The sequence below is a fragment of the Buchnera aphidicola (Hyalopterus amygdali) genome, assembly GCF_964059015.1.
GTDB classification, from domain to species: Bacteria; Pseudomonadota; Gammaproteobacteria; order Enterobacterales; family Enterobacteriaceae; genus Buchnera; species Buchnera aphidicola_BN.
In genome coordinates this window covers 69,995-83,975 of sequence record NZ_OZ060383.1, presented here as the reverse complement: position 1 = coordinate 83,975, position 13,981 = coordinate 69,995, and the positions used below count along the sequence as shown (strand labels likewise).

Below are 13,981 nucleotides of genomic sequence, written 5' to 3'. Positions count from 1 at the left end.
TTAAACTTATTTTTTTAAATTATCAATAATAAATTCTTCTAAGAAAACGATAGATTGGTTGTTAAAAATTTTATGTTCTCCTAAAAAAATAGGTTTTTTTTCTATAAATGCTATTATTTTTTTAGGATTTTTTAGGGAAAGAATGTCACCTTCAGATAATTTATTAAAATTATCTCTAAAAATAGGCGATACAATTAATTCTACAACTATGTCTAATTTAACGTCATATATATTTTTAACAGAAACATTATTTTTTAAAAATTTTTTTTCTGAATATATATTTTTATCTGTTGAATTTATTTTTTTTGAACTTTTTTGTTTAATTATTTCAATAGGCAATAAAATGCTTAAAAATATTTTAATTCCATTACAACTAAAGTTAAAAAAATTAGTGATGAAAAAATTATTCGGATAGATAGTATGTTTTTTTAAATTAATAATTTGACATTTAACGAATTCAATATCCAAAGAAAAAAAACTTCGACAAGAACTACAATAGGCATCTATAATTAATTTTATTATTTTTTTGTTAACGCGATTTTCCGTATATGTCATATTTCTTTTTATATCAATGTTATTGACAAAAGTACTATTCCCTCCAAATAAAAAATCTATAAAAACAGATAATAAATTAGATGAAAAAAATATAAAAGATTCCTGTTCTAAAGGTAGTATTTTTATTGAATTACAATATAAAAATTCTAAATTTCTGTCATCATTAGTGTAAGTATCTTTGTTGATGGTATAAAAGTTTAGTTTAATATTTTTTTTTAAGAAATTAGAAAATTGTATTATAATTTTTTTTATAAATTTTTTATTAATTTTTTCTAATATTTCTATTTCACTTTTGCTTAAAAAGCTGTGTAAATTTTTTTTAAATTGACTATTTGAATTAATACTTTTGTCCATTTATAAATCACCTCATAGGTGAAAGTAATCAAAATGTTATTTTCATTGCCTATATTTTAGGATAAGAATAAATTAAAGTCCTATTAAAAATAAATGAATTTTTTATACTATTTAAATATACATATCAATATATTGATGATCAATGCATTCAGTATCATTTTTTTGGAATATAAAAATATTTTTTGATTTCCATTTTTCATAAACATAATTTTTCATTGAACTTATATTCTTTTCAGAAATTTTTTTTTCTTCAAAACCAGGTTTACAAATATTAATTTTGTCTAATTTAATACCATTTTTAATTAATTCACTTTGTAAAAATGGAATAGAATCTTTTAAAAAAGTTTTAATCTCATTATGATTAGAAATAAAATTCAACATCGCCTTATCATTTTTTATTTTAATTTTTATATTTATAGGACTTAGGTATTCCGGTTTAAAATGTATTTCTGCTTTATTTTCTTTATTTGCAATAGATAATAATACTTGCTGACTAATTGCTTTTTTCCATTCATCATTTTTTTCTAAATGAGAAAATTCAATAAAATTGACATCGTATTGAAAATTTTTTGTTTTATTTATATCTTTAAAAATATTTATATTTTGAATTGAACTATTTTCTTTATTAAAATTTTTAAATAAAAGAGTGTTAAATTTTTTATTTTTAGTTTCTTTAAAAAAGAATGAGTTATCATCATTTTTTAAAATTTTTGTATTATTTTTTTTATTATAAATATGATTTATCTTTGATAAAAAATTATTTTTCAAATTACTAAATATATTATTTTTTTTAACTTCTTTTAATTTATTTAATTGACTTTGCATAACTATTGATTTTTTAAAGATGTCATGAATAAAAATTTTTTTATACGTTTTATTTTTTTTAATATTATTATTTTTTTTAATTTTTCTACATTGATGAAATTTTAACTCAATATTATTATCGAACTTTTTTTCTTTCATCACTTTATTTTTGTTAATATTTTTAATATTATATTTTAATATAGTATCTTTTTTTCTTAAAACATGTATTAAATTAGCAATAATAAAATTATAGGTAATTTTTTCAGTATCATCTTTTTTTTTTTAGTAGAAGTATTATCAAATTCTATTTCTTTTTTAATTAAGTGTTTTTTTAATTCATCAAATATAGATTTACAAAAATTATTTGAAGAAGTTAAATAAGAAACCTTATTAGGTAATGATCTTTTATCTGAAAATAAATGATTAAGCTTTGTTAACATTGTTATAAATTCCTTTTTGAAATATCTTTAGCAATACAAAATTCATCTAAAGTTAATTGCTCTCTCAATAATTTTTTATTGATTAAATGTTTTTTATATTTATTATTTAAATAATCCCATGTTTTTAACTTAATTTGATTTTGAGACCATTTTTTTAAACTTTCTTTAACTTGTTTTTTATTTTTTTTAATAATTAATTGATTGTTTTCAATAAGAAGGTACAAGATAAAAATAAAATCATTATAGTTATTCCATTCATATATATATATTCCTGAATTGATTTTATTCTTTAACCTATTTACATATTCGCTTCTATAATTTATTAATAATTTTAATTGTTGAATATATTTTTCTCTTTGAAGATATAAAATTTTAATATTTATCTTATGTTTTTCTATATTTTTTTTTTCTATATCTTCTAATATAGAGTATGAAATTTTTTTATATTTCATTAATAAATATCCTATTAAAAGTAAAATAAAACAAGTTTAAACAAATATTTTATTTAATTCTTTATAAGAAGATGAATAACTACTTTTTTCATTTTGTTTTTGCTGTAAAAATGTTTCTAAAGTAGGCCATATTTTAATCGCATGATCTAAAACCGAATCGGTACCTTTTAAATAAGCACCAATATTTATTAAATCTTTATTTCTTTGATAAGAAGATACTAACTTTTTAAAATAACATGCTTGTAAATATTGTTTACTACTAATAATATTAGGCATTACACGACTAATAGAAGATTCAATATCAATTGCTGGATAATGTCCTAAATCTGCATAATATCGAGATAATATAATGTGACCATCTAATATAGAACGACAAATATGAGAAATAGGATCTTGTTGGTAATCATCTTCATTCTCAGTTAATACTGTATAAAATGCAGTAATAGAACCATGATTATTTGAATTTCCTGTACGTTCCACTAAAATAGGAATTTTTGAAAAAATAGAAGATGGATATCCTTTTGATACAGGTAATTCTCCTAAAGACAATGCAACTTCTCTTTGCGCCATTGCATAACGAGTTAGAGAATCCATAATTAATAAAACATGTTTGGATTTATTACGAAAATATTCGGCGATACTAGTAGTATATGACGCCGCTTCTACTTGTAATAAAGGAGAAACGTCAGCTGGAGCTGCAATAACAACAGAACGAGACAGTCCATTTTTTCCCAATATATTTTCTATAAAATCTTTTACTTCTCGTCCTCTTTCTCCAATTAAACCGATTACTACTATATCAGCCTTTGTATATTTCGCCATCATTCCTAATAAAATACTTTTACCCATACCCGAACCAGAAAAAATTCCTATTCTTTGTCCTCTTCCTATAGTTATAAGAGCATTAATAGCTCGTATTCCAGTATCTAAAATTTCACTAATTGGTTTTCTATGTAATGGATTAATGATATTATTTTTTACAACTGAAAAACATTTCGGATCTAAATGAGGTAAACCGTCTAAAGGTATTCCTTTACCATTTAAAACTCTTCCTAATAATTCCATTCCTAATGGAATTTTTTTTGCAATACAATTGACATCTTTTTTATTAGATTTTACAAATACTCGTGATCCAGGAAAAACACCATAAGTTTCCTCAAAAGCAAATAAAAGCGTTTTTTCTCTTTTAAAACTGACTACTTCAGCATTGATGTTCAATATTTTCCCATCTATTATTCTTTCAATAAAACATTGAGCACCAATTGGTGCTTTTAACCCTATTACTTCTAAAACAAAACCATTAATAGCAACAAGATGACCACATAAAATATTATCAGATAAATTGTTAATTTTTTTTTCAAAAGAAGAAACATTATTTAATAATTTAAAAAATCTTGATTCCATTAGGATTCCTCTGACACAAGACGACATATCTCTTTCCATCTAGCATCAATAGTATTATCTACATCACCATTTTCTGAACGAATTTTACAACCATTTATATCTATACTATCATCATAGTATAATTCTAATTTATTGCTATGAACAGAATTCTCTATAATTTTTTTTAGTATCTTTTTATTATTAGGATGAATAATTAATTGTGTTTTTTTCAAAAAGAAATTATCGTTATTCATAATGTTTTTTATTTTTTTTAATAAAATTGATTTATCAAATTTAATGTTTTTACCAATTACATAAGAAGAAATAATTAAAACTGTTTTTAATAAACGGGTATACAACATTTTATCAAATAAAGAAATAGCAACATCAAACTTTAAAAACAATGCATTCAATTTATGATCTAATATAATATTTTTTTCTTCTTGTTTTTTTATACCGTCGCTAAAACCTAAATTATATGATTCTTTATTAAAAGAACATGATTTTATTTCATTTTTTTTCTCTAATTGATCAAAATTTTTTTTATCTTTAAGATCTATGCAGAAATCTTTTTCTGTTAAACCATGTAAGTTCGAAAAAAAAATTTTATTATTTTTTGATTTTTTTAAAAATGTTTCTTTTGGATACCATAATTTCCAAATTTTTTTTATATCTGCATTGGACTCTTTTATATCTACATTAGACATAATATTTTCCTAAATTTTTTTCTTTAAAAAAACCATGATGTAAAATGTTTTTCAATATCATTAAAATTAACTTTTGTTCATTTTTTATAGCAATGTTGGAAATATAAGATTTTTTTTCTAAACATGCAGATAATTTTTTTGCTTGTTCTTCGTTCATATTTTTAAAAAATTTTTTTCTTACTAATAAACTAGTACCTTTAAGTGCAATGTATAATTTTTCTCTTTCTATATTTTTGATAAGACATTGAATATATTTATCATCTGTATTAATTATATTATCAAATAAAAACATTTCTTTAATAAGTTTGCGATTCAAATTTTTATCCGACATATTAATTTTTTTTAAAATGTCTTTTTCATATTCTATTTTCAGATAATTTAAAATTTTAACAGCAGTTTTTATACCACCTTCTTCTGAAGAAAGTAAATTTTTTCTTTGTAATAAATTATTAATTATTTTTTTTAAATCAGTCAAATTAGACTCTTTAATTCCGTTAAATTTTGTAATTCTCAAAATAATTTCAGCACGTTTTTCTTCATTTAAAAGTGAAAGAACTTTAGCTGCTTGACTTTTTTTTAAATATATAAGGATTGTTGTTAAAATCTGAGGATGTTCTTTTTTCAATAAATCAACTAATTTCTTTGGTTCCATAGAATTAAATTTTTTAATCCCATTTTTAATAGTTCGAATTTCTAACATTTCATTAAATAATATACTGCCTTTTTTCTCACCTAAAGTTTTATTTAAAACATCACTAATATAATTCTCATCACTATAAGATAGTGAATTATTTTTTTTTAAAAAAATACTATAACACTCCTGTAATACAGTATTTAATGTTTCATTAGAAAATTGATGAATATTAATCATAGAAGTAACTAACTCTTGCACTTCAAAAGGAGTTAAATGTTTTAATACCTCTGATGCTTGATCAGCTCCTATTGACATTAATAAAAGTGCACTTTTCTTAGTACCATTTAAAGTCATTTTTTATCACTCATCCATTGACGAATAATCGACGCTATAATACGTGGATTTTGATTAGATATATTACAAATTTGATGAATTAATTTATCTGTTGTATTCATGTTTTTTGAATCTTTTAATTGATCGTGAATGTTCTCTGTTTTATTTATATCTTCGCTTCTCTCACGATTAGATAATTCGTAATTTTGAATAGTATTTTTAGAATTATGAGAGGAAGAAGAGAAAAAAACTTTTTTTATAAAAAAGACAAGAAATACAAAAGAAAGACACCATGGTGTTATAATAAAAAAAGGATTTGAAAAAATAGATTTATCGGAATAATTTAATACTTGAATAGGAGAATTTTGATCTTTTTTAAAAAAAGATTCATTGACAATGTGTACAGTATCTCCTCTAATTTTAGAATATCCTATCGCTTCACATACTAATTTTTTAATATTTTTTATCTGTTCTATAGTTAGAGGTATTAATTTTCCATTTTTATTTTTAACAAAATTAACTATGACAGCAGCTGATAATCTTTTAACTTCTCCTACATTCATTTTTGTATGAGATATTGTATGGTTTAATTCATAGTTAATTGTATTATCATGACTTATAGTGGAATTTGAATTAATAAGATTCTTATGAATATTGGTTTCTTTATCTTTATCATGTTTTTTTCTGATAAAGTCACGATTTGAAAAAAAATGATTCTCTTTAGGAAATAATTCTGATTTGTCTGAATCTTGTTTAGTTTTTATTTTATCATTAATTACACTTTGTCGAGATCGTATTGCTTGTTTTTTATGATTTGTATTTGGTGTATATTTTTCTTGTGTTTTTTCTTTATCATTAAAATCTATTTGTGCAGTTACTTGAGCATAAATATTACCGAGGCCCAAAAGAGGTTCTAAAATATTTTTAATTCTATTTCTATAACGAGATTCTACTTCTTCAGAATATCTTAATTTTAAATCATTATCTTGATTTACTCCTAATGATTTATTATTTAATAATTTTCCAAATTGATCTACAATAGTTATATTATCTATAGATAAATCAGAGATACTACTAGCAATTAAATGTAGTATAGCATTCACTTGATTATGATCTAATGATTGATTATATTTAAGACTTAAAATAACAGACGCTGATGGTTTTTTTTTATCTTCTAAAAATAAAGAACTTTTTGGTAAAACTATATGTATTTTTGCGTTATTTATAGCGTTAATTTTTTCTATACTACGAGACAATTCTCCTTCTAAAGCACGTTGATAATTAATTTGTTCACCAAATTGACTTAATCCAAATTTTTCTTTGTCTAAAATTTCATAACCAACACCTCGATGAGGTAAGTTGTGTTCAGATAAAAACAAACGTACATCAGAGATGTTATTTTTAGCAATTAACAATTCACCAGAATCTTCAGAAAACTTATAAGGAATTTTCATTTGATTTAATTGGTCAATAATTTTTTTTCCATCTTCGTTAGACAAATTATTATATAAAATTTGATAATCGGGAGATTTACGCCATATAGAAATTGAAATAGTAGTAATTACAGCTAATACTAACAAAATAATTAAAACACGCGAATTTTTAAAAAAATAAGATAAAAAATTATTGAATTTTTTTTTCTCTTCTGAAATTGATTCTTCAGCACTAAAATTCATGACATCTTCCTAATCTAATAGTTAACCTTACTATATAATTGAATCATAAATAAATTTTACTTGAAATAAAAACATTTCCTGATAAATTAGAAATTAAAATATTTATATCCAAAATCACTGATATTTAAAAAATATAATATTTTAATCAAATAAAAAAGAGGAAGATATGTTTATTAATAACATTCAAAATCAAGATGTTTACACAAAAATTGATTTCTTAGATAAAAAAAAAACAAAAAGTAAAGAATCTAATAATTTTTTTAATTATTTTCAAACAGCATTAGGAGAAATTAGTAATATTCAAAATGATTCAAAAAAAAACATTGAAAAATTTCAGTTAAATAATTCCAAAATATCTTTAAATAACATAATGATGGACCTACAAAAATCGTCTATTTCTATAGAACTTGCTATACAAATAAAAAATAAAATTATCTCGGCATATAAAGAAATTATGAACCAACAAATCTAATATGAATTAATTATGCATTAAAAAATTTCAACTAAGATACTGTGCTAAACTTACATTTTTTTTAGCACAGAAGTTTAAAATATATATAAATATATATAAATTTTTTATTTATTATTATTTTTTTAAATAAAAATTAAAATTAAAATATATATTCTTTAAAAATCTATAAATACTTAAAAAATGCTGTTGGAACTAAGCGGGATCGAACCGCTGACATCTTGCATGCCATGCAAGCGCTCTACCTCTGAGCTATAGCCCCAAAAAATATTACAATATAAAAACACGTGAATTCTGTCAATTTATTTTTCCATCAAAATCATGTATAAAAAATTAATTTAATTATAGTGTCACTTATAATGTAAAAAAGATTATATGTAAATGTATAAGATAATGATCTAGAATAAGTTTTATTTGTATAAAATCGTATTGAATATAACATATATTAAAAATTTTATAACTAAGTTATTAATAGTTAAAAAAAATTTTATATTTCTATTTTAATTTTATTTTTAATTGTATTTTCTTTAATTAGAGAAATAGCCCGTTTTAACCTTAATAAAGTTTTTTCTCTTCCAATCAAAAAAACTACTGAAGTTATATTAGGTGAACACGTACTACCTGTTAATACAACACGTAGTAACATGTTAATTTCTCTTAATTGCATTTTAAGTTTAACACATACATCATTAATAATTATAGACAATTTTTCTTTGTTCCATATAGACATTTTTTTTATTTTATTATATAATTTTTCTAAAATACAATCATTTCCTGTAATAAAATATTGATCAAATATTTTTTGATTAAATATTTCAAATTCTTCATAAAAATATCTAGAAGATTGAACAATTTCTTTTAAAGTATCATGACGAGTTCTTAAAAGAACGAAAACAGATTCTAAATTAGGTCCATTTTTTATATCAATATTTTCATCTTTTATATAATCTTTTAAATAATTGCATACGTAATTTAATGGTAGATTATTAATGTAGTATTTATTTAACCAAAATAATTTTTTCATACTAAAGATACTAGAAGATTTCGTAATATGTTTTAAATTAAATAATTTTTTCATTTCTGTAATACTAAAAATTTCTTGATTGCCATGAGACCAACCTAACCGCATAATATAATTAAGCAATGCTTCAGGTAAAAAACCATCTTTATAGTATTGTAAAACACTTAAAGAATTTGTTCTTTTAGAAAATTTACATCCTTCTTCATCAAGAATCATTGAGACATGAGCATAAATAGGTACTTTAGCACTTAAAGAATTTAAAAGATTTATTTGTCGTGGAGTATTGTTAATATGATCTTCTCCTCGAATAACATGAGTAATATTCATATCTAAATCATCTATTACAACACAAAAATTATATGTAGGTGTCCCATTTGAACGTTGAATTATAAAATCATCTAATTCTGTGTTGTCAAAAGTAATTGTTCCTCTGACTTTATCCTCAAATGTTACTCGTCCAGAAATAGGATTTTTAAATCTTATTACATATTTTTTATTGAAAACATTGCTGTTATCTAAATTTCTACACATTCTATTATATCGTGGTTTTTTCCCTTCAGAAATTTGTTTTTTCCTTTCTTCCTCTATTTTTTTTGAAGAACAAAAACATTTATAAGCACTACCCTTGTCTAACATATTATTAATAACTTCTTTATATCTTTTTATTCTCTTAGTTTGAAAATAAGGACCTTCATCCCAATTTAAACCTAACCATTTTAGTCCATTTAAAATAGAATTAACAGATTCTGAATTAAAACGTTCAATATCAGTATCTTCTATACGAAGAATAAATTTTCCATTATAGTGGCGTGCAAATAACCAAGAATATAGAGCGGTACGAATACCACCAATATGTAAGTTTCCAGTAGGACTAGGCGCAAAACGAGTTTTTACTTTCATATGTTCCTTAGTTAAAAATTATTACTTAATCAACTCAGAAAAATAATATAACTATATAATGTTTAATATTTATAATTTTTTTTTAAAATATAGATTATTATCTCAACATAATGATTAAAATTACAACAAACAAATAATCTTTTCAAAAAAAAGATTGACTCTAACTCTCTTATCTGTAGAATAAAAATACAGATTTTATTAAAAAGGGTGATTAGCTCAGTTGGTAGAGCTCCTCCTTTACACGGAGGAAGTCGGCGGTTCGAGTCCGTCATCACCTACCAAAAAAATACAGGGTCGTTAGCTCAGTTGGTAGAGCAGTTGACTTTTAATCAATTGGTCGCAGGTTCAAATCCTGCACGACCCATAAAAAATGCCTTACTTATTTGTATAAATAAGTAAATTTGCATAATAATTAAAGTCCTTTAATTATTTATCTATCTGATTAAAAGATTAAATTCTTCTTCACTGATTATTTTTATTTTTAATTCTCTTGCTCTATCAAACTTATTTTTTCCTTTTTTTTGCCCATAAATTACAAGGTCTGTATTCTTAGAGACAGTATTGCTAACTTCAGCACCTAATCCAATTAACTTTTTTACCATTTTCCTTCGAGAAAGAAAATTAAATTTACCTGTTAAAACTATTTTCTTATGCAGAAAAGTTTTATCTTTTATTTTTTTTTCTTTAATTTCAAAAAAATTCATTTTTTGAGCAAGATTAATAACTAATTGTCGATTTGAAGAATTTGAAAAATAATTAAATATGTTATTACCAACAACTTTCCCTATACCATTTATAGAATTTAACTCTAATATAGTAGCATTTATTAATCTATATATATTCTTAAAATATTTTGCTATTTTCGCCGATGACACGATACCTACAAAAGGTATTCCCAAAGCATAAATAAAACGATTTAAAGAACATGTTCTTGATTTTAAAATAGCATTAATAATATTAATACTTTTCTTTTCTTTAATATTGTCTAATTTTTTTAACTGTATCTCTGTAAGGTAAAAAAAATCAATAATGTTTGTAACAACATTTTTTTTTATTAATGAATTAACTATTTTTGGTCCCAAACCATCTACATTTAAAGCGTTTTTTGAAAAAAAATGATGAATAGATTTTTGTTTTTGAGCTTCACATATCAAACCAGAAGGACAACGTACTATTTTATCCACTTTATTTTCGATTAATTTGGAATTACATACAGGACAAAAAATAGGAAAAATTATTTTTTGAAAATTATTAATACGATTATTTTTAATAACACCTATAATTTTAGGTATAACGTCTCCGGACCGACTAACTAAAATTAAATCATTAATATGTAAATCTAACTTTTTAATTTCATTTTTATTGTATAAAGACGCTTTTTTTATTATTACTCCTGATATATAAATTGGATTAAAATAAGCTACTGGTGTAATGGCACCAGTTCTACCAACTTGAAATTTTACATCACGTAATTTAGTAATTTCTTCCTTAGAAGAAAATTTAAATGCAATCGCCCAACGGGGGAACTTATTATTACATCCTATTTTTCTTTGTAGTTTAATTGAATTTACTTTTATTACAATACCATCGATGTCAAAATTAAAAAAATAACGTTTTTTTTCTATTTTTTTATAAAAATCAAATATTTCTTCTTGATTTGAACAAATCAACATTTCTTTATTAACTGGTAGTCCCCATTTAGAAAAACAAATTAATCTTTCATAATGATTTTTAAAATCCTCCATTCCTTCAAAAATAGTATATCCATGACAAACAAACCTCAACTTTCTTTCAGAAGTAATTTTCGAATCAAGTTGACGTAGAGATCCTGCTGCAGCGTTTCGAGGATTTGAAAAAAGTTTTTTGTTATTAATATAAAATTGATGATTTAAGTTTTTAAAATCAGATTTTAACATAAAAACTTCACCTCGTACCTCAAATTTTCTAGGTATATGTAGTCCTTTTAATTCTAATGGTACTGATTCTATAGTACGTATATTATCTATTATATTTTCTCCTATATAACCATCACCACGAGTTGATGCAGAGATTAAAACCCCTTCCTCATAAATTAAACTTACAGCTACACCATCAAACTTTAATTCGCAACAAAAATTTATTAAGCAATTTTGATCAATTTTTCTTTTAATCCTATTTTCAAATTCTACAATTCCGTTTAAATTAAATGTATTTTCCAAAGATAACATAGGAGAAAAATGTACTACTTTTTGAAATTTTGTAATTAAATTAGCACCAATTTTTTGTGTAGGGGAATTAGGATCTATAAATTTTTTATTTTTTGATTCCAGATCATATAATTTATTTAAAAAATAATCATATTCCGAATCAGAAACAATTGGTTGATCTAAAGTATGATAAAAATAATTATATCTTAGAATTTTTTCTCGTAATTTATCAATTTTCTCTTTTATTGATTTCATAAGCATATTAAGTAATATATTGATATAAAAAATATTTAATTATTGCAATTTTTTTTAAATTAATAATATTAATATTTTTTTATTTAATTTTTTATCATAATATAAAAAAAAATATTTTTTATATATTTAAATATAAAACTATTTATTAACATAAAAATATAAAAAAATTTATTATTTTAATAATATTTTTCTGATTTAAAAAAATATATTTATCTGATTATGACTAAAAATAAATAAAATGTAAAAAAAATATAATTTTTATACAAAATATATCTGAAAATGATAAAATTTTTTCAAATGGAAAATTTATTTTTCATTAAAAAATAGAAATAATCATTAATCAATCAGAGAATAAAATGAATAAAATATATCTAGACAACTCTTTTACTATTGGTAATACACCTCTTGTCCGCTTAAATAAAATAGGAAATGGAAAAATTTTAGCAAAAATAGAATCTAGAAATCCAAGTTTTAGTGTCAAATGTAGAATTGGTGCTAATATGATATGGGATGCAGAAAAAAAAGGAATTTTAAAAAAAAATATAGAATTATTTGAAGCAACTAGTGGCAATACAGGAATTGCTTTAGCATATGTTGCAGCAGCAAGAAATTATAAATTAACTCTTATAATGCCCGATTCTATGTCCATGGAAAGAAGAAAACTACTTAAATCTTTAGGTGCTAATTTGATATTAACAGACGGAAAATACGGTATGCAAGGTGCTATTTCTAAGGCTAATGAAATCGTATCTTTAAATCAAAAAAACTATCTTTTATTAAAACAATTTGATAATCCAGCTAATCCAGAAATACATGAAAAAACAACTGGTCCAGAAATTTGGCAGGACACCGAAGGTAATATAGATATATTAATTGCAGGTGTTGGAACAGGTGGAACAATTACAGGAACTACAAGATATATAAAGATTAAAAAAAGAAAAAAAGAGCTAATTAGTATTGCTGTTGAACCTGTAGAATCACCTGTAATTACACAGTTTTTATCAGGAAAGGAAATAAAACCTGGAATACACAAGATACAAGGTATAGGGGCAGGATTTATTCCGAATAATTTAGACCTATCGTTAATTGATGAAGTAATTACTATATCAAGTGAAGAAGCAATATTTCATGCTCAAATGATTATGAAAAAAGAAGGGATACTCGCAGGGATTTCTTCTGGTGCGGCAATAGCAGCAGCATTAAAAGTACAAAAACAAAAAATTTTTTCGAATAAAAATATAGTAGTTATATTACCTTCTTCTGGAGAACGATATTTAAGTACAGATCTCTTTTCTACATCATTTAAAAATGGATACAACTATTAAAATACAACTTCTGTAATAAAACAACAAAAAAAGTTATTTTTTATTATAAAAGTTGTATTTTATATTTTAATTAAACAATTCGCTATAAAGTACATTAAATATATTTATACATAATCAATCTTAATTCATTTAAGGAAAAAAAATGTTTCAAAAAGAAATTAAAATTACTGCTTTGCATGGTTTACATACTCGACCTGCAGCTGAATTTGTAAAAGAAGCAAAAAAATTTACCTCAGATATTAATATTATTTATAACGGAAAATCTATTAACGCAAAAAGTTTATTTAAAATTCAAACATTAGGTTTAGTTAAAGACAGTATTATTAAATTAACTGCAGAAGGTGAAGATGAAAAAAAAGCGATTGAACATTTATCTGAAATTATGATAGATCTAGAATAGATTATAATTAAAAAAAATTATAAAATTAGTAAAAAATACCGGAGGTTTTATATTACTTCCGGATTTATTTTGTATAAAATACTATGT

At 22.6% G+C, this 13,981-nt stretch carries 13 protein-coding genes and 3 tRNA genes; 5 read left to right on the top strand and 11 right to left on the bottom strand.

Translation table 11 applies throughout. From position 1 onward, the window contains the following. Positions 1-6 precede the first annotated feature (6 nt). The 8 genes from AB4W74_RS00405 to fliF form a co-directional block, all read right to left on the bottom strand. Positions 7-909, bottom strand: coding sequence for a FliM/FliN family flagellar motor switch protein (locus AB4W74_RS00405; protein ID WP_367682047.1), 903 nt, complete (start codon positions 907-909; stop codon positions 7-9). Between the two features lie 111 nt (positions 910-1,020). Further along, positions 1,021-1,872, bottom strand: coding sequence for a flagellar hook-length control protein FliK (locus AB4W74_RS00400; RefSeq protein ID WP_367682046.1), 852 nt, complete (start codon positions 1,870-1,872; stop codon positions 1,021-1,023). A 68-nt stretch (positions 1,873-1,940) separates the two neighbouring features. Beyond that, a complete protein-coding gene (locus AB4W74_RS00395; protein ID WP_367682045.1) occupies positions 1,941-2,153 on the bottom strand; it encodes a hypothetical protein in 213 nt (70 codons plus the stop codon). 2 nt (positions 2,154-2,155) lie between these two features. Continuing rightward, positions 2,156-2,605 carry a flagellar export protein FliJ gene (gene fliJ / locus AB4W74_RS00390; protein ID WP_367682044.1) on the bottom strand — a complete coding sequence of 150 codons (450 nt, stop codon included), beginning with the start codon at positions 2,603-2,605 and terminating at the stop codon, positions 2,156-2,158. 36 nt (positions 2,606-2,641) lie between these two features. Then, positions 2,642-4,048, bottom strand: a complete 1,407-nt coding sequence (locus AB4W74_RS00385; RefSeq protein WP_367682043.1) for a FliI/YscN family ATPase — start codon at positions 4,046-4,048, stop codon at positions 2,642-2,644. After that, the gene (locus tag AB4W74_RS00380) at positions 4,009-4,695 is read right to left on the bottom strand and encodes a FliH/SctL family protein (RefSeq protein WP_367682042.1); all 687 of its coding nucleotides are present in this window, start codon (positions 4,693-4,695) and stop codon (positions 4,009-4,011) included. Before AB4W74_RS00380 ends, AB4W74_RS00385 begins: the two co-directional genes overlap by 40 nt. Next, positions 4,688-5,683: a flagellar motor switch protein FliG gene (gene fliG, locus AB4W74_RS00375; protein ID WP_367682041.1), complete on the bottom strand. Its 996-nt coding sequence runs from the start codon at positions 5,681-5,683 to the stop codon at positions 4,688-4,690. The genes AB4W74_RS00380 and fliG overlap by 8 nt, the downstream gene beginning before the upstream one ends. Beyond that, positions 5,680-7,338, bottom strand: coding sequence for a flagellar basal-body MS-ring/collar protein FliF (gene fliF / locus AB4W74_RS00370; protein ID WP_367682040.1), 1,659 nt, complete (start codon positions 7,336-7,338; stop codon positions 5,680-5,682). The genes fliG and fliF overlap by 4 nt, the downstream gene beginning before the upstream one ends. Positions 7,339-7,504: 166 nt before the next feature. Here fliF and fliE point away from each other — a divergent pair, with 166 nt between their 5' ends. Further along, the gene (fliE, locus tag AB4W74_RS00365; protein ID WP_367682039.1) at positions 7,505-7,810 is read left to right on the top strand and encodes a flagellar hook-basal body complex protein FliE; all 306 of its coding nucleotides are present in this window, start codon (positions 7,505-7,507) and stop codon (positions 7,808-7,810) included. 187 nt (positions 7,811-7,997) lie between these two features. Here fliE and AB4W74_RS00360 read toward each other — a convergent pair. Continuing rightward, a tRNA-Ala gene (locus AB4W74_RS00360) sits at positions 7,998-8,069 on the bottom strand. Between the two features lie 225 nt (positions 8,070-8,294). After that, positions 8,295-9,728, bottom strand: coding sequence for a glutamate--tRNA ligase (gene gltX / locus AB4W74_RS00355; RefSeq protein ID WP_367682038.1), 1,434 nt, complete (start codon positions 9,726-9,728; stop codon positions 8,295-8,297). Positions 9,729-9,933: 205 nt separating this feature from the next. Between gltX and AB4W74_RS00350 the strand changes: the two genes are divergently transcribed. Then, positions 9,934-10,009, top strand: a tRNA-Val gene (locus tag AB4W74_RS00350). Positions 10,010-10,019: 10 nt separating this feature from the next. Further along, positions 10,020-10,092 (top strand) — tRNA-Lys (locus AB4W74_RS00345). 70 nt (positions 10,093-10,162) lie between these two features. On the opposite strand, the gene ligA is transcribed toward AB4W74_RS00345, so the two are convergent. Next, positions 10,163-12,169, bottom strand: a complete 2,007-nt coding sequence (gene ligA / locus AB4W74_RS00340) for an NAD-dependent DNA ligase LigA (protein WP_367682037.1) — start codon at positions 12,167-12,169, stop codon at positions 10,163-10,165. A gap of 356 nt (positions 12,170-12,525) precedes the next feature. Here ligA and cysK point away from each other — a divergent pair, with 356 nt between their 5' ends. Both cysK and AB4W74_RS00330 read left to right on the top strand, forming a co-directional pair. After that, positions 12,526-13,494 carry a cysteine synthase A gene (cysK, locus tag AB4W74_RS00335; RefSeq protein ID WP_367682036.1) on the top strand — a complete coding sequence of 323 codons (969 nt, stop codon included), beginning with the start codon at positions 12,526-12,528 and terminating at the stop codon, positions 13,492-13,494. A 142-nt stretch (positions 13,495-13,636) separates the two neighbouring features. Next, entirely contained in the window at positions 13,637-13,894 is a 258-nt protein-coding gene (locus tag AB4W74_RS00330) for an HPr family phosphocarrier protein (RefSeq protein WP_367682035.1), read from the top strand. Positions 13,895-13,981 lie beyond the last annotated feature (87 nt).

Coding starts and splice junctions, on each gene's coding strand:
- fliF (WP_367682040.1), bottom strand. CDS start 7,338: ATGAATTTTAGTGCTGAAGAATCAATTTCAGAAGAGAAAAAAAAATTC.
- AB4W74_RS00400 (WP_367682046.1), bottom strand. CDS start 1,872: ATGAAAGAAAAAAAGTTCGATAATAATATTGAGTTAAAATTTCATCAA.
- fliJ (WP_367682044.1), bottom strand. CDS start 2,605: ATGAAATATAAAAAAATTTCATACTCTATATTAGAAGATATAGAAAAA.
- cysK (WP_367682036.1), top strand. CDS start 12,526: ATGAATAAAATATATCTAGACAACTCTTTTACTATTGGTAATACACCT.
- AB4W74_RS00405 (WP_367682047.1), bottom strand. CDS start 909: ATGGACAAAAGTATTAATTCAAATAGTCAATTTAAAAAAAATTTACAC.
- AB4W74_RS00385 (WP_367682043.1), bottom strand. CDS start 4,048: ATGGAAAGAGATATGTCGTCTTGTGTCAGAGGAATCCTAATGGAATCA.
- AB4W74_RS00395 (WP_367682045.1), bottom strand. CDS start 2,153: ATGTTAACAAAGCTTAATCATTTATTTTCAGATAAAAGATCATTACCT.
- fliG (WP_367682041.1), bottom strand. CDS start 5,683: ATGACTTTAAATGGTACTAAGAAAAGTGCACTTTTATTAATGTCAATA.
- AB4W74_RS00380 (WP_367682042.1), bottom strand. CDS start 4,695: ATGTCTAATGTAGATATAAAAGAGTCCAATGCAGATATAAAAAAAATT.
- fliE (WP_367682039.1), top strand. CDS start 7,505: ATGTTTATTAATAACATTCAAAATCAAGATGTTTACACAAAAATTGAT.
- gltX (WP_367682038.1), bottom strand. CDS start 9,728: ATGAAAGTAAAAACTCGTTTTGCGCCTAGTCCTACTGGAAACTTACAT.
- ligA (WP_367682037.1), bottom strand. CDS start 12,169: ATGAAATCAATAAAAGAGAAAATTGATAAATTACGAGAAAAAATTCTA.
- AB4W74_RS00330 (WP_367682035.1), top strand. CDS start 13,637: ATGTTTCAAAAAGAAATTAAAATTACTGCTTTGCATGGTTTACATACT.